The 18,433-nt window shown below is 71.6% G+C and carries 18 protein-coding genes; 9 read left to right on the top strand and 9 right to left on the bottom strand.

The window, feature by feature from the left end; all coding sequences use genetic code 11:
- The 4 genes from IEY91_RS00420 to mce form a co-directional block, all read right to left on the bottom strand.
- Entirely contained in the window at positions 1 to 1,023 is a 1,023-nt protein-coding gene (locus tag IEY91_RS00420; protein WP_189172420.1) for an ABC transporter ATP-binding protein, read from the bottom strand.
- 92 nt (positions 1,024 to 1,115) lie between these two features.
- On the bottom strand, positions 1,116 to 2,051 hold the full coding sequence (locus IEY91_RS00415) for a coiled-coil domain-containing protein (protein ID WP_164320585.1): 936 nt from the start codon (positions 2,049 to 2,051) through the stop codon (positions 1,116 to 1,118).
- A 183-nt stretch (positions 2,052 to 2,234) separates the two neighbouring features.
- Positions 2,235 to 6,119, bottom strand: a complete 3,885-nt coding sequence (gene scy, locus IEY91_RS00410) for a polarized growth protein Scy (protein ID WP_189172419.1) — start codon at positions 6,117 to 6,119, stop codon at positions 2,235 to 2,237.
- A gap of 208 nt (positions 6,120 to 6,327) precedes the next feature.
- Positions 6,328 to 6,768, bottom strand: a complete 441-nt coding sequence (gene mce / locus IEY91_RS00405; RefSeq protein ID WP_164320581.1) for a methylmalonyl-CoA epimerase — start codon at positions 6,766 to 6,768, stop codon at positions 6,328 to 6,330.
- A gap of 147 nt (positions 6,769 to 6,915) precedes the next feature.
- Here mce and IEY91_RS00400 point away from each other — a divergent pair, with 147 nt between their 5' ends.
- Positions 6,916 to 8,118: an acetyl-CoA C-acetyltransferase gene (locus IEY91_RS00400; RefSeq protein ID WP_189172418.1), complete on the top strand. Its 1,203-nt coding sequence runs from the start codon at positions 6,916 to 6,918 to the stop codon at positions 8,116 to 8,118.
- A gap of 66 nt (positions 8,119 to 8,184) precedes the next feature.
- The gene (meaB, locus tag IEY91_RS00395) at positions 8,185 to 9,141 is read left to right on the top strand and encodes a methylmalonyl Co-A mutase-associated GTPase MeaB (protein ID WP_164320576.1); all 957 of its coding nucleotides are present in this window, start codon (positions 8,185 to 8,187) and stop codon (positions 9,139 to 9,141) included.
- A 104-nt stretch (positions 9,142 to 9,245) separates the two neighbouring features.
- On the opposite strand, the gene IEY91_RS00390 is transcribed toward meaB, so the two are convergent.
- On the bottom strand, positions 9,246 to 9,971 hold the full coding sequence (locus tag IEY91_RS00390) for a PepSY domain-containing protein (RefSeq protein ID WP_189172417.1): 726 nt from the start codon (positions 9,969 to 9,971) through the stop codon (positions 9,246 to 9,248).
- 135 nt (positions 9,972 to 10,106) lie between these two features.
- Between IEY91_RS00390 and IEY91_RS00385 the strand changes: the two genes are divergently transcribed.
- Positions 10,107 to 10,793, top strand: coding sequence for a response regulator transcription factor (locus IEY91_RS00385; RefSeq protein WP_164320572.1), 687 nt, complete (start codon positions 10,107 to 10,109; stop codon positions 10,791 to 10,793).
- Positions 10,790 to 12,394: a sensor histidine kinase gene (locus IEY91_RS00380; protein WP_189172416.1), complete on the top strand. Its 1,605-nt coding sequence runs from the start codon at positions 10,790 to 10,792 to the stop codon at positions 12,392 to 12,394. The genes IEY91_RS00385 and IEY91_RS00380 overlap by 4 nt, the downstream gene beginning before the upstream one ends.
- Before the next feature lie 59 nt (positions 12,395 to 12,453).
- Here the strand turns inward: IEY91_RS00380 and IEY91_RS00375 are convergent, their stop codons facing one another.
- The 4 genes from IEY91_RS00375 to IEY91_RS00360 all read right to left on the bottom strand — a co-directional run bounded on the left by IEY91_RS00375 (position 12,454) and on the right by IEY91_RS00360 (position 15,153).
- The gene (locus IEY91_RS00375; protein ID WP_164320568.1) at positions 12,454 to 12,930 is read right to left on the bottom strand and encodes a MarR family winged helix-turn-helix transcriptional regulator; all 477 of its coding nucleotides are present in this window, start codon (positions 12,928 to 12,930) and stop codon (positions 12,454 to 12,456) included.
- A gap of 117 nt (positions 12,931 to 13,047) precedes the next feature.
- Positions 13,048 to 13,866, bottom strand: a complete 819-nt coding sequence (locus IEY91_RS00370; RefSeq protein WP_189172415.1) for an AIM24 family protein — start codon at positions 13,864 to 13,866, stop codon at positions 13,048 to 13,050.
- On the bottom strand, positions 13,863 to 14,513 hold the full coding sequence (locus tag IEY91_RS00365; RefSeq protein ID WP_164320564.1) for an AIM24 family protein: 651 nt from the start codon (positions 14,511 to 14,513) through the stop codon (positions 13,863 to 13,865). Before IEY91_RS00365 ends, IEY91_RS00370 begins: the two co-directional genes overlap by 4 nt.
- A 1-nt stretch (position 14,514) precedes the next feature.
- Positions 14,515 to 15,153, bottom strand: coding sequence for an AIM24 family protein (locus IEY91_RS00360; protein ID WP_164320562.1), 639 nt, complete (start codon positions 15,151 to 15,153; stop codon positions 14,515 to 14,517).
- A 145-nt stretch (positions 15,154 to 15,298) separates the two neighbouring features.
- Here IEY91_RS00360 and IEY91_RS00355 point away from each other — a divergent pair, with 145 nt between their 5' ends.
- From IEY91_RS00355 to IEY91_RS00335, 5 genes are all read left to right on the top strand, one after another.
- Complete coding sequence (locus tag IEY91_RS00355; protein ID WP_189172414.1) at positions 15,299 to 15,643, top strand: DUF3817 domain-containing protein; 345 nt, start codon at positions 15,299 to 15,301, stop codon at positions 15,641 to 15,643.
- On the top strand, positions 15,640 to 15,933 hold the full coding sequence (locus tag IEY91_RS00350) for an MTH1187 family thiamine-binding protein (RefSeq protein ID WP_087885865.1): 294 nt from the start codon (positions 15,640 to 15,642) through the stop codon (positions 15,931 to 15,933). The genes IEY91_RS00355 and IEY91_RS00350 overlap by 4 nt, the downstream gene beginning before the upstream one ends.
- A 216-nt stretch (positions 15,934 to 16,149) precedes the next feature.
- Positions 16,150 to 16,911 carry a hypothetical protein gene (locus IEY91_RS00345; RefSeq protein ID WP_189172413.1) on the top strand — a complete coding sequence of 254 codons (762 nt, stop codon included), beginning with the start codon at positions 16,150 to 16,152 and terminating at the stop codon, positions 16,909 to 16,911.
- The gene (locus tag IEY91_RS00340) at positions 16,908 to 17,597 is read left to right on the top strand and encodes a DUF4166 domain-containing protein (protein ID WP_189172412.1); all 690 of its coding nucleotides are present in this window, start codon (positions 16,908 to 16,910) and stop codon (positions 17,595 to 17,597) included. The genes IEY91_RS00345 and IEY91_RS00340 overlap by 4 nt, the downstream gene beginning before the upstream one ends.
- Positions 17,594 to 18,238, top strand: a complete 645-nt coding sequence (locus IEY91_RS00335; protein WP_189172411.1) for a TetR/AcrR family transcriptional regulator — start codon at positions 17,594 to 17,596, stop codon at positions 18,236 to 18,238. The genes IEY91_RS00340 and IEY91_RS00335 overlap by 4 nt, the downstream gene beginning before the upstream one ends.
- The last annotated feature ends 195 nt before the right edge of the window (positions 18,239 to 18,433 follow it).

The raw sequence follows: 18,433 nt of genomic DNA, 5'->3' as shown, positions 1-18,433 counted from the left end.
TCAGTCCCCCTTCCGCGGCTGCTGCCAGCCGGAGCCCCAGCCCTGGCCGGGCCGCTGTCCCGGGGGAGGCCCGCCGGAAGGTGCCCGACCGGGCGCCGCGTCGCCGGGCCCCTGGTGGTCCGCGTGCGCGTGGTACTCCACCGACTCCGCCGTGAGCTGCATGAACGCTTCCTCCAACGACGCCTGCTGCGGGCTGAGTTCATGCAGGACGAGCTGGTGCTGCGCGGCCAGCTCGCCGACCCGCTCCGCTCCGGTGCCGTCCACTTCGAGCGTGCCGTTGCCCGCCTCGACGACCGTGATCCCGGCCTGGTGCAGCACGTCGAGGAGGCGCTCGCGCTGCGGGGAGCGCAGCCGGACGTACGACCGCGAGTTCTGCCGGATGAAGTCCGCCATGGACATGTCGGCGAGGAGCCGTCCCTGGCCGATGACGACGAGGTGGTCGGCGGTGAGCGCCATCTCGCTCATCAGGTGCGAGGAGACGAAGACCGTACGGCCCTGGGAGGCGAGGGACTTCATCAGGTTCCGGATCCAGTGGATGCCCTCGGGGTCGAGGCCGTTGACCGGCTCGTCGAACATCAGGATCTCGGGGTCGCCGAGCAGCGCGCCCGCGATGCCCAGGCGTTGGCCCATGCCGAGCGAGAACCCCTTCGCCTTCTTCCTCGCGACCGCCGTCAGACCCACGGTGTCCAGGACCTCGTGCACCCGCGCCCGCGGAATGCCGTTGGACTGCGCGAGACACAGCAGGTGGTTGAAGGCGCTGCGGCCGCCGTGCATGGCCTTGGCGTCCAGGAGCGCGCCGATGTACTTCAGCGGGTCCTTCAGCTGCGCGTAACGCTTGCCGTCGATGCGGACGTCGCCCGCGGTCGGATTGTCGAGCCCGAGCAGCATCCGCATCGTCGTCGACTTGCCCGCGCCGTTCGGCCCGAGGAAGCCCGTCACGATGCCGGGACGGACGGTGAAGGTGAGGTTGTTGACGGCGACCTTCTCGCCGTACCGCTTGGTCAGCCCCTCGAGCTCGATCATGCGCACACGCTAAAACGGGACGAAGCCCCCTGCCACTTGGCGTGGCAGGGGGCTTCGTCGCTGTCGTTCACCCCGTGATCTTGTGCTCCGCGTCAGCGGCTCTGCTGTGCCGGGACCCCCCGCGAGATCGGCTCGTCCTCGGCGGGCGTGCCCGCGGCGGCGACGGCCGCACCGGTGAGCGTCGCGAGCATCTCGCGGACGTTCGTCAGCTGGGCGTTGATCGAGTCGCGGCGGTTGGTCAGGGCCGCCAGCTCGCGCTCCGATTCGCTGCGGATGCGGTCGGCCTTGGCGTTGGCGTCGGCGACGATGTCCTCGGCCTGGCGCTGTGCGGTCTCGACGGTCTGGCGGGCGCGGCGCTCGGCGTCCGTGCGCAGCTTCTCCGCCTCCAGGCGCAGCTGCTCCGCGCGGTGCTCGATCTCCGCGAGGCGCTTCTCGGCCTTGGCCTGACGGGAAGCCAGGTCGCGCTCGGACTGCTCGCGGCGCTTGGCCAGGTTCGTCTCGAAGTCCGCGGCGGCCTGGGCGGCCTTGGCGCGGGTCTCCTCGAAGAGGGCGTCCGCTTCCTCGCGCTTGGACTGCGCGTCCTTCTGCGCCTCGGAACGCAGCGCGTTCGCCTCGCCCTTGGCCTTCTCGACGATGCGGACGCCCTCGTCCTCGGCCTTGGCCTTGCGCTCGGCGGCGAACGACTCGGCGTCGTTGCGCACCTGCTGGGCGGCGGACTCGGCGAGCTCACGGTGCTGCTCGGCCGCGCGCCGCGCCTCCTCGCGCAGGTCCTTCGCCTCCTCCTCGGCGAGGCGGAGGATCTTCTCGACGCGAGCACCGAGACCGGCGTACGACGGCTCGGCGTCGGCGACCTGGGCCTGGGCGTTCTGCGTTTCGAGGTGGAGCTCCTCGATGCGCTTTTCCAGAGCAGTGATTCGAGTGAGAGCGGAGTCTCGGTCGGAGACGAGCTTGGAGATACGTTCGTCCACCTGAGCGCGGTCGTACCCACGCCGCACAAGCTCGAAGCCGTAGGGGGAAGTGTCGCTCATGGGGTTCCTGTCGAATGAGACCGGGTGAGGTGATAGAGGGAATCCTAGGGGGCGTTGCGGCGTGTCATCGAGCGTATGCCCGTTTGATCTGGAGAATGACACCCCTTTTGAGTGGCTAACCGGCAGACTGCTTGCCAGCGACAGTGCCGAAGGTCCCTGCTGAGCACGGAACCGGCCCTGTGACTAGCCTTCTGACGGCTTGCCACCCGAACGGGTCGCGCCGGCCGCTGCCCCCGCCTTGACGCCGCCGTCCTTGCCACCGCTCTGCGGGGCTTCAAAGGATTCCAACGCCTCGAGCACGTCCTGGACACGGGAAATCTCCGCATTGATGTCCGCGCGGCGCCGGACGAGAACCTCCAGCTCGCGCTTGCCCTCGTCAACCACGCGCTCGGCCTCGGCCTGAGCCTCGCTGCGGATCCGCTCGGCCTCGCCCACCAGCGCGGCCTTCTTCGTCTCGGCCTCCTTGAGGAGGCCCTCGGCCTTCTTCACGGCGGAGATGCGCACCGAGCTCGCCTCCGAATTGGCGTCCGAGACCAGCTCCTTGGCCTTCGCCTGGGCCTCGGCCAACTGCTCCTCGGCAGCCTTCACCAAAGCGTCACAGCGCTCGCCCGCGGTCTTCATCGCCTCCGCCGACTCACGCCGGGCCCGCTCGTGCAGCTCCTCGATCTCGGTGGTGATCCGATCGCGGTGCTCCTCGGAGCGCTCCCTTATCGCCGTGGCGTCCCGGCGCGCGCCGACGAGCAGCTCGTCCGCGTCCGTACGCGCCTTCTCCACCAGCGAGTTGCCCTCGACGGTGGCCTCCGAGACCAGGCGCTCGGCCTCCTTGCGGGCCGCGCCGACCATCGTGTCGGCCTGCGCCTCCGCGTCCGTCGTCGCCTTGAGCGCCTTCTCCTGGGCGTCCGTGGTGAGCTTCTCCGCCTCGGACGCGGCCTCCGTGATGAGCGTGTCGACCTGCTCCGCGGCCTCCGAGCGGCGCTTGTTGGCGGCCTGGCGGGCCTCGTCGAGGGTGCGCTCGGCCTCCTCGCGCGCCTGCGCCCCGACCCGCTCCGCCTCGGCGTCCGCCTCCTCCTTGACGCGCGCGGACTCGGCGCGGATGCGCTCGGCGTGCTGCTGCGCCGAGCCCACGTTCTCCGCGGCCTCCGCGCGCAGCCGTTCGGCGTCGCCCGTCGCGTCCGAGATCAGCTTCTCGGCCTTCGCGACCGACTCGGCGCGAAGGCGCTCGGCCTCGGCGGCCGTGTCGGTCTTGAGCCGGTCGGACTCGGTGATCGTCTCTGTGGTGAGCCGCTCGGCCTCGCTGCGGGCCTCGCCGATCAGGGTGTCGGCCTGGGCCGCCGCGTCGTTGCGGATGCGGTTGGCGTCCTCGCGGGCGTCGGCGCGGGTGCGCGCGGCGTCCTGCTCGGCCGTCGCGATGGTGTCCGACGCCTCTGTGCGCACCCGCTGGGCGTGCTCGGACGCGTCCGCACGCAGCCGCTCGGACTCCGTGATCGCGTCCGCGACCGTGCGCTCCGCAAGGGACTTGGCGGCCTCCGCCTCCTGCGCGGCCTCGCTGCGGGTGCGGCTCGCGTCCTCGCTCGCCCGCTCCCGCTCGGCGTACGCGTCGGCGCGGACGCGGTCCGCCTCCTCCTGCGCCTCCTGCCGGGTGCGCTCCGCGGCGTGCTCGGCCGCCGACCGCAGGCCCGAGATCTCCTCCTGCGCCTGCTCCTGCAGACCGGACACCGAGTCCCGTACCGACTGGGCCTTCTGCTCGGCCGACGAGACCATCTCGGTGGCCCGAGCCTCGGCCTCCTCGACCAGGCGGACTGCCTCGGCCTGGGCCTCCTCCACGCGCTTGCGCGCCGAGGCGAGCAGTTCCTCGCTCTGCTCGCGGGCCCGCTCCCGCTCCTGGTCGGCCTCCGTGCGCGCCGCGCCCAGGGTCTCCTCGGCCTCGCGGCGGCGGCGTACGGCCTCCTCCTGCGCGGCCGACAGGGCCTCGGCGGCCTCCGTGGCGACGCGCTCGGCGGCCGCGGCGGCCTCCGCGCGCACCCGGTCCGCGGACTCCTGCGCCTCGGTCTTCAGCCGCTCCGCCTCGGCCGCGGCGTCCGAGCGCAGCCGCACCGCGACGGCCTCGCCCTCGGCGCGCGACTGCGAGGCGTCCGCCGCCGCCTCGTTGCGAAGGCGCTCGGCCTCCGTCTCCGCCTGCGACTGGAGCGTACGGATCCGCTCGGCGGCCTCCGTACGAAGGCGCTCCGTCTCCTCGGCGGCCTCGCGGCGAAGCCGCTCGGCCTCCTCGCGCGCGTCGGTCAGCGCCTGCTCGGCGGAGGCCAGACGCTCCTCGGCCTCCGTGTGCAGCCGGGTCAGCTCGGTGTCGGCCTCGGCCCTGCGGGCCGCGACGGCACGCTCGGTCTCCTCGCGCAGCGCCTGCGCGGCACTCTCCGCGTCGGACTTGACCGTCTCGGCCTGCTCGGTGGCCTCCGTGCGGTGCCGCTCGGCCTCCGCGCGGGTGCGCTCCAGGGTCTCCTCGGCCTGCTTGCGCAGGGAAGTGGCCCGCTCGACGGCCTCCGTACGGACCCGCTCGGCCTCGGAGGTCGCGGACTGCCGGGCCTCCTCGGCGTCGGCCTTCGCCTTGCCGAGCAGCTCCTCGGCGGAGCGCGCCGCCTCCTCGATCTGCTGGACCGCCTCGCGGCGGGCCTCGCCGCGGATCTTCTCGCCCTCGGCGACCGCCTCGGCACGCAGCTGCTCGGCCTCGCCGCGCAGCCGGCGCGCCTCCTCCTGCAGCTCGACCGTCTTGGCGCGGTACTCCTTGGTGTCGTCCTTCGCCGCGCCCTTGAGCTGCTCGGCGATGTCGTGCGCCTCGCTGCGCAGCCGGTCGGCCTCGGACTCCGCCTCCGCGCGGACCCGCTCGGCCTCCTCGGCGGCGGCGCGCGTGGTCGCCTTCGCCTCCTCGGACGCCTTGTCCAGGACATCCTCGGCGGTCCGGGCGGCCTTCGCGATCTCCGAGGCGGTCTCCTCGGCGGTGATCGAGCGGGCCTTCTCGGCGGCGTCCGCGATCAGCTTCTCGGCCTCGGCGCGGGCGTCGGCGACCTTCTGTTCGGCCGCCTCCTTCGCCGCCTCGGCCTCCTTGGTGGCCTCGCCGACGAGCCGGGCGACCTGCTCCTTGGCCGTACGGGTGCGCTGCTCGCCCGCGGCCTCCGCGGACGCGAGCTGCTTGGCCGCGGCCTCCTTGGCCTCGGCGACGACCTTGTCCGCCTCCGTGCGCGCCTCGCGCAGCGCGGTCTCGGCCTCCGCCATGCGCTGCTCGGCGCCGCGGCTCAGTTCCGTGGCCTGGCGGCGGGCCTGGTCGGACTCGGTCGCCGTGGACGAGCGCAGCGCCTCGGCGTGGTCGGTGGCCTCCTGGGCCTGCGTGGAGGCGGCGTTGAGCAGGCGCTCGGCGTCGGTGCGGGCCCGGCGCAGGATCGCTTCGGCTTCCGCACGGGCGCTCTCGGCGTCCGACGTCAGGCGCTGGCGGGCCTGCTCGGCGACGCGCTCGGCCTCGGCGCGGGCGGCGGCCAGGGCCTGGTCGGCCTCGGCGCGCGACTCGTCGAGGAGGCGGCGGGCCTGCTGCTCGGTGCGGGCGCGCAACTGCTCGGCCCACGCCACGTTCTCGTTGACGTGCGACTCGACGGTCTGGCGGCGCTCGCTCAGCTCCTGGTCGAGCTGCTGGCGCCGGGACACGGCCTCGGAGTGCAGCTCGGACTGCAGGCGGGCCTGCTGCTCGGCGTGCTCCTGGAGGATGCGCTGGGTCTGCGCGCGGGCGTCGCGCAGCTCGCGCTCGGCGTCCGCGCGCAGCTGCTCGGCCTGGATCTGCGCGTTGCGCAGCAACTGCTCGGCCTGATAGCCGATGTCCGCGCTGTCGTAGGCAGGGCGGTTCGCGAGGTTGCGGCGCGCCTCGTGCAGCTTGGCGCGCAACACCTCCACCTGGTAGCCGAGGTCCTCGGCGTGCTGGACGGCCTTCTCCCGCTCGGTCTTCAGCCGGTCCATCTCGGCTTCGAACCGTGAGAGATGGTCGGCCTCAGCCGGTCGCCGGCTGTCCTGGCTCTCGTAGCCCCGCACTGCGCGGTCCCATCCGTCCCCTGGTCGCATCCCTGACGTTACGAGCCCCGTCCATCCGCCGAACGGAGCCCCCGGGGAATGGTGTCAGATCAACAGCGGAGCTCGGGCTGCTGCCCCGATGCCCGTCCCCCGAAACCCGGACCCCGGCAAGCGACCGCCCAAGGTTCGGACGGCCGCCCCCAACCCTACCGGCCCGGATATGTGGGGGTCAGTGCTCCGGCTGTTCGGCGGGCGCGGAAGTGACGAGTTCGGTGAGGACTCCGTGACAGTCCTTGGGGTGCAGGAAGGTGATCCGCGACCCCATGGACCCGATGCGCGGCTGGTCGTAGAGCACCCGCACACCCTTGTCCTTGATGGCCGCGGCGTCACCGTCGACATCGGCTGTGCCGAAGGCGATGTGGTGCACGCCCTCACCGTTCTTGGCCAGCCACTTTCCTACGGCGGAGTCCTCCCGGGTGGGCTCGAGGAGCTGGAGATAGGAGGCGCCGCCGTCGGACGTCTCGTTGATCTTCAGCATGGCCTCGCGCACGCCCTGTTCCTCGTTGACCTCGGTGTGGAACACCTCGAAGCCGTACGTAGCACGATAGAACTCGACGGTCTCGTCGAGGTTTCGGCAGGCGATCCCGATGTGATCGATTCGCGTCAGCATGCCTCAAGTGCAGCGCCCCCGACCGTGATTACGCAACGTGCGCGCGATCACACCGGCTGCCCGGTGACGGGCGCCGTACCGCTCAGTACATTCGAGTAAACCCTCGTTCACTCTCCTCAGCTTCCCAGCTGGAAGGGGCCGTGCCACATGTCTGGAACGACCGGAACCACCTCAGTGATCGTCGCGGGCGCGCGCACGCCCATGGGGCGTCTGCTCGGCTCGCTCAAGTCCTTCTCCGGCGCGGACCTCGGCGGCTTCGCGATCAAGGCCGCGCTCGACCGGGCCGGCATCGGCGGCGACCAGGTGCAGTACGTGATCATGGGGCAGGTGCTTCAGGCCGGGGCGGGGCAGATCCCGGCGCGCCAGGCCGCCGTCAAGGCGGGCATCCCGATGAGCGTGCCCGCGCTCACCGTCAACAAGGTGTGCCTCTCCGGCCTCGACGCGATCGCGCTCGCCGACCAGCTCATCCGCGCCGGCGAGTTCGACATCGTGGTCGCCGGCGGCCAGGAGTCCATGACCAACGCCCCGCACCTGCTCCCCAAGTCCCGCGAGGGCTACAAGTACGGTGCGATCGAGATGCTCGACGCGATGGCCCACGACGGCCTCACCGACCCCTTCGAGAACATCGCCATGGGCGAGTCCACGGAGAAGCACAACACCCGCCTCGGCATCGCCCGCCCCGAGCAGGACGAGATCGGCGCCCTGTCCCACCAGCGCGCCGCCGCCGCCCAGAAGAACGGCACCTTCGACGCCGAGATCACCCCCGTCGAGGTCCCGCAGCGCAAGGGCGACCCGGTGCTCGTCTCCCGCGACGAGGGCATCCGCGCCGAGACGACCGCCGAGTCCCTCGGCAAGCTGCGCCCCGCCTTCGCCAAGGACGGCACCATCACCGCGGGCACGGCCTCGCAGATCTCCGACGGCGCCGCCGCCGTGGTCGTCATGAGCAAGGCCAAGGCCGAGGAGCTCGGCCTCGCCTGGATCGCCGAGATCGGCGCCCACGGCAACGTCGCGGGCCCCGACAACTCGCTCCAGTCGCAGCCGTCGAACGCGATCCAGCACGCCCTGAAGAAGGAGGGCCTGACCGTCGAGGACCTCGACCTCATCGAGATCAACGAGGCCTTCGCCGCCGTCGCGGTCCAGTCAATGAAGGACCTCGGGGTGTCCACGGAAAAGGTGAACGTCAACGGCGGCGCCATCGCCCTGGGGCACCCGATCGGCATGTCCGGCGCCCGCCTCGTGCTGCACCTGGCCCTGGAACTGAAGCGGCGCGGCGGCGGTGTGGGCGCGGCGGCGCTGTGCGGCGGCGGTGGCCAGGGTGACGCGCTCATCCTGAAGGTGTCGAAGGGCTGACACCGGTCTTCCGGTACCGCTGACGCCTTCTCGCAGACGTATACGTACGTACGGAACGGAGCCGCAATGCAGGACGTCCCCTCCCTGGTCGAGCAGGCCCGCGAGGGCAGGCCGCGCGCCGTCGCCCGGCTGATCTCCCTCGTCGAGGGGGCGTCGCCGCAGCTCCGCGAGGTGATGGCGGCGCTGGCTCCGCTGGCCGGGCACGCGTACGTCGTCGGGCTCACGGGTTCGCCGGGTGTCGGCAAGTCCACGTCGACGTCCGCGCTGGTGAGCGCGTACCGGCGGGCCGGGAAGCGGGTCGGCGTGCTCGCCGTCGACCCGTCCTCGCCGTTCTCCGGCGGCGCGCTGCTCGGCGACCGCGTCCGGATGTCGGACCACGCGTCCGACCCCGGCGTCTACATCCGCTCCATGGCGACCCGCGGGCATCTCGGCGGGCTCGCCTGGGCCGCGCCCCAGGCCATCCGCGTCCTGGACGCGGCCGGCTGCGACGTGATCATCGTGGAGACCGTGGGCGTCGGCCAGTCCGAGGTGGAGATCGCCTCGCAGGCCGACACCTCGGTGGTGCTGCTCGCGCCCGGAATGGGCGACGGCATCCAGGCCGCGAAGGCCGGCATCCTCGAGATCGGCGATGTGTACGTCGTCAACAAGGCCGACCGGGACGGCGCCGACGCGACCGCCCGCGAGCTCAACCACATGCTGGGGCTCGGGGAGTCCCGGTCGCCCGGGGACTGGCGGCCCCCCATCGTCAAGACCGTCGCCGCACGCGGCGAGGGCATCGACGAACTCGTCGAGGCCCTGGAGAAGCACCGGGCCTGGATGGAGGAACACGGCGTCCTCGCCTCGCGCCGCATCGCCCGCGCGGCCGGCGAGGTCGAGTCCATCGCGGTCACCGCGCTGCGCGAACGGATCGCGGACCTGCACGGGGACGTGCGGCTCGGCGCGCTGGCGGAGCGGATCGTGGCGGGGGAGCTGGATCCGTACGCGGCGGCGGACTCGTTGGTGGAGGGACTTACGTCGGCGTAGCCGCGCCGGTTCCGTGTCCGCTACCGCTGGCGGCAGGGGTAGCCCCCGCCACCGGGGGGCTGTGGCGGGGGCTGGCTCAGGGGTGGGGATCAGGCGAGGAGAGGTCAGTCGTCCGTGCGGTCGACGGTGACCTTGCCGGTGTTCAGGTCGACGTTCCAGTGGGACTCGGTGCCGTCGGCCGACGTGGTCTCGACGTCCCAGGAGCCCACCCGGGCAGCGTCGTCGTCGACGTCCACGGAGGTCACCGCACCCTTGCCGCCGGCAGCCTTGGCCGCCTCACCGGCGGACACGGACGCACCCTTCACGGCGGCCGCGACCCGCGCGTCCTCAGCGGCGTCGTCCGCGTCGTGGTCCCGCTCGACGTGCGAGCCGAGCACCTTGCCCGTGCCCGGGTCGATCTGGACGCTGTGCCAGGTCCGCCCGTCCTTGCCCACGACGTCGACGTCCCAGACCAGGCCGCCGTTGTCGTCGTCGAGGTCGGCGGAGACGGCGGCACCCGGCGTGGCCTTCAGCGCGGCGGCGATGGCCTCGGCGGCGCTCACCTTGGCGCCCTTGGCCTCGGCGGCGTTCTCCGCCTTGTCGCCACGCGCCTCGCGGGCGTCTTCACGGGCGTCCTCGCGGGCGTCGTTCCGGTCGTCCTGGTCGTCCCGGTCGTCGTCGTACGCGTCGTCCCGGTCGTCGAACGTGCGGCCGTCGTCGTCCTTGACCTGCACGCTGGACTTGCCCGCCGCGGACGGCTCGTCGTCGCCGCCCAGTGCGAAGGCCGTCGCCGTCCCGCCGGAGACGAGCGCCGCGGCGGCGATGGTGGCGATGACGATGTTGCGCTTCATGAGGGTTCCTCCCGAGTGGTTGGCCCCGGTTGCGGGGCCGTCCGTTCCGACGAGAACCAAGTTGCCCGAACGTTCCTGAAGCCCTCCTGAAGGAGCCTGAAGAACTCTTCAGGTTCGCTCCGGCATCCTGGGCGCATGCGCCTGTTGATCGTGGAAGACGAGAAGCGACTCGCCCTGTCCCTCGCGAAGGGCCTGACCGCCGAGGGCTACGCCGTCGACGTCGTCCACGACGGCGTGGACGGTCTGCACCGCGCCACGGAGGGCACGTACGACCTGGTCATCCTGGACATCATGCTCCCGGGCATGAACGGCTACCGCGTCTGCTCGACGCTGCGCGCCGCGGGGCACGACGTACCGATCCTGATGCTCACCGCCAAGGACGGCGAGTACGACGAGGCCGAGGGCCTGGACACCGGCGCCGACGACTACCTCACCAAGCCCTTCTCGTACGTCGTCCTCGTCGCCCGCGTGAAGGCCCTCCTGCGCCGCCGCGCCGCGTCCCCCTCGCCCGTCCACACACTGGGGAACCTGAAGATCGACACCGCCGCGCGCCGCGTGCTCCGCACCGCGGACGGCGCCACCGGCGAGGGCGACACCGAGATCACCCTCACCGCGAAGGAGTTCTCGGTCCTGGAGCAGTTGGTGGTGCGCGTGGGCCAGGTGGTGTCCAAGGCCGAGATCCTGGAGCACGTCTGGGACTTCGCGTACGAGGGCGATCCCAACATCGTCGAGGTGTACGTGAGCGCGCTGCGCCGCAAGCTCGGCGCCCCCCTGATCAAGACGGTCCGCGGCGCCGGTTACCGCCTGGAGGCCCCCCGATGAAGCGTCTGTTCGGCTCGGTACGGGCCCGCGCCACGGTCGGCGCGACCCTCGTGGTGGCGCTCGCGCTCGTCGCCGCGGGCGCCGCCGTGCTGCTCTCGCTGCGCGCGAGCCTGATCGACCAGGCCGACACCCAGGCCGAGTCGGCCGCCCGCAAGGTGGCGGCGAAGCTCGCCGTCGACGGCCGGTACGCCGAGCTGGATCTTCCCGAAGGCGAGGACAACCCCGTCCAGGTCGTGAACGACAAGGGCAAGCTGGTCGCGGCCAGCGAGGACCTGGAGAAGGTGACGGGCACGGGAGTGAGCGACGTACACCCCGATCCGGAACCGCGAAAGCCCGGCCCCAGCTCGAAGTCCTCGGCGAATCCCAGCTCGAAGCCCTCGCAGAAGCCCACCCAGAAGCCCACCCAGAAGCCCACGGAAACCGACGACGACGCCGACGACAGCGACGACGACAGCGCCGAAGACAGCGACGACAGCGAGAGCGAAGCCGCCGAGGACCGCAAGGAAGCCGCCGAGGACGCGGCGGAGGAAGCCGCCGGCGGCGACGCGGATTCGCTCGAACCCGGCCAGATCTCCGACAAGACCCGCACCGGCGAGGGCTCGGCGCGGGTCGACGGCGAGACCCAGGACTACCGCTTCGCCACCGTGCGCGTGGACACCGGGTCGAAGGGTGAGCTGACCATCCACGCGGGATCCCCGCTGACCGCCGAACAGAGCGCCGTCACCACGGCGTTGACCGCGATGCTGATCGGCTTCCCGGTGCTGCTCGTGGTGATCGCGGGCGTCACCTGGCTGGTGACGCGCCGCGCGCTGCGGCCCGTCGACGCGATCCGCGCCGAGATGGCCGCGATCACCGCGTCGGAGGACCTGGCCCGCCGGGTGCCCGAGCCGGACACGCACGACGAGATCGCGCGCCTGGCCCGTACCACCAACGAGACCCTGGCCGCCCTGCAGTCGTCCGTGGAGCGCCAGCGCCGCTTCGTCGCCGACGCCTCGCACGAACTGCGCAGCCCCATCGCCTCGCTGCGCACTCAGCTCGAAGTGGGCGAGGCGCACCCGGAGTTGCTGGATGTGCCCGGTGCCGTCCAGGACACCGTGCGCCTCCAGGAGCTGGCCGCCGATCTGCTGCTGCTCGCCCGTCTTGATGCCGGGGAGAAGCCGGGCCAGGGGCGCGTGGATCTCGCGGCCCTGGCCCGTGAGGAACTGTCCCAGCGCCCGGGCGACCGGGTCGCCGTCACCACGAGCCTGGACGGCGCCGAAGTGGCCGGTTCCCGCGGTCAGTTGGCGCGGGTGCTCGGCAACCTGGTGACCAACGCGCAGCGGCACACCAGGTCCCGGGTCACGGTCACCACCCGCGCCGACGGGGCGTGGGCGGTCCTGGAGGTGGCCGACGACGGCGACGGGGTGCCGCCGGAGGAACGGGAGCGGATCTTCGAGCGGTTCGTGCGGCTCGACGACGCGCGCAGCCGTGACGAGGGAGGTGCGGGCCTCGGCCTCGCCATCGCCCGCGACGTGGCCGCGCGCCACGGCGGAACGCTCACGGTCGACGACGCCCTTGAGGGAGGCGCCGTTTTCGTCCTGCGTCTGCCGCGGGAGGTGTAGCGCCCTGAAGGGGCGGGGTGCGGCCCGCCCCGGACCCGGCTAAGGCACAGCGCCCAGCGTCAAGGCTTGCCGCGCAGTCCGCGCAGGTGCTCCGCGATCGGCGTGAGCGCCTTGTGCAGGTCGCTGAGCGCCTCCGGTGAGATCAGATCGACGAAGTGCTGACGCACGGACGCCACGTGGTGCGGCGCGACGCGCTTCATGGTGTCCATGCCCTCGTCGGTCAGCACGGTGAACAGTCCGCGCCGGTCGGACTCGCAGTTCTCCCGGCGGACCAGGCCCGCGTTCTCCATGCGGGTGATCTGGTGGGAGAGCCGGCTCTTGGACTGCAGGGTGGCGGACGCGAGGTCGCTCATGCGCATCCGGTGGTCCTCGGACTCCGAGAGGTGCACGAGGATGTCATAGTCGTTCATGGTGAGGTTGAACGGTTGGAGATCCTTCTCGAGCTGATACGTCAGCATCCTGTTGACCTCTACGTGGGTACGCCAGGCGCACTGTTCCTCGTCGGTCAGCCACTGCGGGGCCGTCTCGGTCTCCATGGAATCGATTCTACCTAAGAAGTTGAATGGTGAACGAGTGTCGGGGTGTGACACGCCTCGCACCCCTCGGATTTCGAGGGGTACAGGCGTTCGCCGTCACACTCCGCAGACTACCGCTCACAGGCCGAAGCGACGCTGGAGGTCTCCTAGTTGTCCGGGAAGGCGCGGTCCCTGCGGCTGCTGTCCACGTTGGCCATGTTGCCCCCGCTGCCCCGATGAGCCCTGGGACCCCTGAGCGCCGCGTCCGCCCGGCACGCCGTCCTGGTGCGGGACCGCGCCGGTCGCCGTCTCCGCCATCAGCGCCTCCGAGGACTGCAGCAGCACCGTGCCCGCGCCCACGAACTCGAACTGGTGCTCCTCGCCCGAGGTGCCGCCGATACCGGTGAGGGCGCGGAGGCCGCCGATCACTCCGGTCATGTACTGGTGGTCGTAGTGATGGCAGGGCGAGGGGCAGTCCGCCCAGCCGACCAGCGCCTGCGGGTCCACCCGGATCGGCGGCTCCATGAAGACCACCGGGCCGCTCGACACCGCCACGAACTTGCCGGTCCCGATCAGGGTGAGAAAACCCGGGACGATGGACTGCTTCAGCGCGAGAGTTGGCTGAAAAGCGAGGAGGTTGCCCGCGCGGATCGTGAGGTTGCCGTCCTCCAGGTCGTACGAGTTCACATCGAAGGCGCGGTCGGCGAGGAGCATCTTGCCCTCGCCCTCGGCCACCACCCAGTCGCTCGCGTGCAGCGGCGAGTGGAACGACGTCCGCACGAGGCGGTCCAGGCGGCCGTGCCCGATGCCGTTGAAGTCGATGCGCCCGTAATAGGCGATCATCTTGCCCTTCTGCAGGAACCACTGGCCGCCGGTCAGCTCCACGCAGAAGGTGTAGGCGTTGACGTTGTCGTCGCTCGGCAGCGTCATCGGGTCGAAGATCACGGGCGTGCTCACAGCTTCTCCTCCGATGCCTGGACGTACACCACGCCGTTGCCGCTGAACTCGAGCTGGAAGGCCTCGCCCGAGCCGCGGCCCACCATGTCGCGCCAGCTCAGCGCCGTGGACAGCTTGTTGCGTACGTCGCCGTGGTGCGCCACGTACGACTGGGGGTCGACGTGGACCGGGCGCTGGGGGGTGATCGGGAGCTCGACCACGCCGCCGTGCGCCATCACGGCGACCGCGCCCTGGCCCTTGAGCGTCGTCGTGAACAGGCCCTGGCCCGACACCTGGCCGCGCACCATGCCCATCACGCCGCCCTGCGAGCCGAGGAACATCGTGCCCTGCTGGAGGGTGCCGTCGAAGGCGAGCAGACGGTCCGCCTCCACGTACATCGTGTCGCCGGTCAGGCTGATCACGTGCACGTGGTGACCGCCGTGCCCGAACATCACCGTGCCGTCGCCCTCGACCGTCATCAGCGGGACGTTCTCATTGGCGAGCCTGCGGCCGATCATGGACATCAGGCCGCCCTGGCCGCCGCCGACGTTGGGGGTGAAGGAGACGTCCCCCTTGTAGGCGAGCATGGCGCCGCGCTGGCTGAACATCTTGGTGCCGGGCTGGACGGTCGCCTCGACCATCTTCGCGTTGACCTCACGGAACGGCATGTCACACGTCTCCCGCGATCGTGTTGCGCTCACTGGCCTGGACATAGACGAGGCCTTCGCCCTCGAACCGGATCTGGAAGGCCTCGCCGCCCCCCTCGCCCATGAGTGTGCGGAAGGTGACGCCGGACTGGAAGCTCTGCTTGAGATTGCCCTGGTGCGCGACGTACGCGCCCGGGTCCACGTGGAGGGGGTACTGCTTCGTCACGCGCAGGAGCACCGCCGGGCCGTCCGAGATCAGCGCCGCCTGTCCTGTGCCCTCGACGGTGGTCGTGAAGATGCCGTTGCCCTGGGTCGCGCCGCGCAGGCCCGTGAACGTCGTGCCCGTGCGCAGGCCGGCGTCCGTGCACAGGAGATTGCTGGACTCCACGTACAGCTTCTCGCCCTGCAGGCCCACCAGGCTGATCTCCGTCGCGTGATCGGCGAACCAGCAGGTGCCGTGCCCCTTCACCTCCATCACCGTCATCTGCTCGTTGGTGAGCCGGCGTGTGACCATGCCGCGTATGCCCTCGCCGCCCCCGGTCAGTTTTTTGAAGATCATCGTGCCGTCGTAGGCGACCATCGAGCCGTTCTTCGCCTTGACGGCGTCTCCGGTCATGTCGACGGCGAGCATTCTGCTGCCCTGCAATCGGAACGTAGCCACGAGAGCGAAGGTAGCCGCAGCGCGGCGGCGGAGGACAGGGCACCGGACCCTGAGCGAACCCGGGAAACTCCCTGATGCCACAATGGGGGCCGCTTGTGCATCCGTTCACAAGATCGACGCCGCCCCCGCCCCCCGAAGGTGACCCGTGGACATCAAAACCGCTTCCGCACTCCGCCGCCTCCGTCTGGTCTCGGTGCCCGAGGCCGTGTCCTTCCTGCTGCTCATCGTCTGCTCGGTGCTGAAGCGGACCACGGACTTCAACGCCGTGCCGGTGATGGGCATGATCCACGGCCTGCTCTTCGTCCTGTACGTCCTGTTCTGGCTCGACGCCTGGAACCGCACCAAGTGGGACGCGAAGACGGGCATCCTCTACTTCGTCCTCTCCGTCCTGCCCACCGGCGGCTTCTTCGCCGACCGCAAGCTGAAGCGTGAGGCCGAGGCCGTGCTGATGGCATCCCGCGCCCGCCGCGAGGGAGTCGTGAACGCATGATCGTCGCCTTCTCCGTGACGCCGCTCGGCGTCGGTGAGGACGTGGGGGAGTACGTCGCCGACGCCGTCAGGGTCGTCCGCGAGTCGGGTCTGCCCAACCGGACCGACGCGATGTTCACCTCCATCGAGGGCGAGTGGGACGAGGTCATGGACGTCGTCAAGCGCGCCGTCGCCGCCGTCGAGGCGCGGGCGCCACGCGTGTCCGTCGTCCTCAAGGCCGACATCCGCCCGGGTGTGACGGACGGGATGACGTCCAAGGTCGAGACCGTGGAGCGACACCTGTCGGCGTAACCGCCGCCCGCCTTCGGTCACTTGAGCCGTTTCGACGGCCACCTGAGCTGTTCGAGCCCCCGCCGGGGATTCCCGGCGGGGGCTTCTCGCGTGCTCACGGCCCGTCCCGGCCACAGGACTTGAGCGACTGCTCAAACGCGCTGTACGTTACGTGGCAGCGAATTTGAGCAGTCGCTCAAAATCTGTCGACGAGCTTGCTGACGTGGGGGTCCTGTCATGAAGCGGCACGGAAGTCCGCCGGGTCTGTACGTCGAGGCGCTGATCCGCGCCGACCTCGACGAGCTGTGGGAGCACACGCAGGAGCCCGCGCTCCACCAGCGCTGGGACCTGCGCTTCACGGAGATCGACTACCTGCCTGCCGTCCCCGGGGAGCCGCAGGGCTTCCGGTACGCCACGCGTGTCCTGCCCTTCCTGGCCGTCGCCGGGACCGGGGTCAGCGCGGGCGAGCGGCGGCGGCCCGACGGCACCCGGACCTCGGCGCTCCGGTTCGCCTCGTCGCACCCGCTGTCGCTGCTCGCCGAGGGCAGCGGGTACTGGCGTTACGTACCGACGGGTGACGGTGTCCGCTTCCTCACGGGGTACGACTACCGGCCGCGGTGGGGGCGTTTCGGGGTGCTCGCCGACCGGGCCGTGATGCGGCCGTTGATGGGGTGGGCGACGGCGTGGTCCTTCGACCGGCTGCGGTTGTGGCTGGAGCGGGGGATCACGCCTGAGCGGGGGCTTGCCCACGGCGTCGGCGAGGTGGTGGGGCGTGCCCTGTGCGTCGCTGCGGCGTGGGGGCTCGGCGGGCCGGTGGCCGCGCTCGCCGTCGCCGTGCTCGCGCTCGTGGTGCCGCCGTTGCCGGGGACGCCGGCGGCGCGGCGGTGTCTGCGTACGCCGTCGGGGCGGGTGCGGGCGCCGCGTTTGCTGGACACGTTGACCGCTCCCGAGGGCGGGACCGCCCGCCGGACCGCCACCGCCAAGGAGCAGCACGCATGACATCGCCGACGTCGATCTTCCGTACCGTCCTCGGAGCCGACTTCGAGCGGCTGCATCCGGCGCTCCAGCGGCGCTTCTCCGTCGGGCTCGACAGTGGTGAGGCGTGCTTCGGGCGGGGCGTGATGGACCGGATCTGGCACGGCGGCCGCTTCGTGAAGCCGTTCCTCGCCGTCGGCACGACCCGCAACATCCTCGTTCCGCGTGCGGGCCGGAACATCCCCTTCACCATCGAGAACGTGCCGTACGCCGACTCGTTCGGCCGTGAGACCGTGACCTTCGTGCGTACCTTCCAACTGCCCGGCCGGGCCCGGCGCTTCGACGCCCAGATGATCCTCGGCCCCCGGGGCGACCGGGTGCTCGACTACCTGGGCACCCATCAGCACCTCGCGAGCGACCTGCACTTCTCGGCCCGTCCTGACGGGTCGCTGGTCATCCGGTCCGGGATCCACCGGTTCCGGGAGGGGCCGGTGGACGTGCGGGTGCCGGACGTGATCGGCGGCGACGCGGAGGTGCGGGAGTCGTACGACGACCGGGCGGGGCGCTTCCGCATCCAAGTGCGGGTCACCAACCGCTACTTCGGGCCGCTCTTCGGGTACGAGGGGTCGTTCACGGCGAGCTACCGCGACGTGCGGGAGTGCGGGGTGCGGGACGGGCTGCGGCCCGTGCGTGAGGAGGTGCGGGCGTGAGTCCGCAGGCGGGCGCCCAGACGCGCGAGAAGTTGCTCGACGGGGCCATTCGTACGCTCGTCGAGCAGGGGATCGCCAAGACGTCGGCGCGGAGCGTGGCGGCGGCGGCCGGGGTGAACCAGGCGCTGGTCTTCTACCACTTCGGGTCGGTCGACGAACTCCTCTCCGAGGCCTGTCGGTACGCGACGGAGCAGCGAGTGGCCCGCTACCGGGAGCGGTTGGCGGGGATCTCCTCCCTGGGTGAACTGCTGGCCTTCGGCCGGGAGATGCACGAGGAGGAGCGGGAGGCCGGGCATGTCGCGGTCCTTGCGCAACTGCTCGCGGGCGCGCAGACGCAGCCCCGCCTCGCCGCCGCGACGGCAGCGGGCCTCTCCCTGTGGGTGGCCGAGGTGGAGAAGGTCCTCGTCCGCGTCCTCTCCGCCACCCCCCTGGGCGAGTTCGCCGACCCGGTCGGCCTCGCGCGGGCGGTGGCCGCGTCGTTCGTCGGCATCGAGCTGTACGAGGGGGTCGACCGCGACGGCGCGACCCGCGCACTGGACGCCCTGGACCAGTTGGCCGCAGTGGCCGCGGCCCTGGACGACCTGGGCCCGGTCGCCCAGCGCGCGGTACGCCACCGCTTGCGGCGCGCGGCGCGGGGCTGACGCTGCCGTGCGGGTGGGACGCCCCGCCCTCGCACATACCGGCCCCGTCTGCCTGGGCTGCCCGTAGGGGTCGGGAGCCGCTCCTGGCGGCCCAGCAGCCCACAGCGGGGGGAACGGGAGGGGGCTGGCCGCAGCCGCCAAGCGGCCCGGGCCGCCGAGGGATGCCCGGGTGCCGGGTAACCCTCGTCCGGCGGA

The sequence above is a fragment of the Streptomyces lasiicapitis genome (genome assembly GCF_014646335.1).
GTDB classification, from domain to species: domain Bacteria; phylum Actinomycetota; class Actinomycetes; order Streptomycetales; family Streptomycetaceae; genus Streptomyces; species Streptomyces lasiicapitis.
This window is presented reverse-complemented; position numbering and strand designations above follow the sequence as displayed.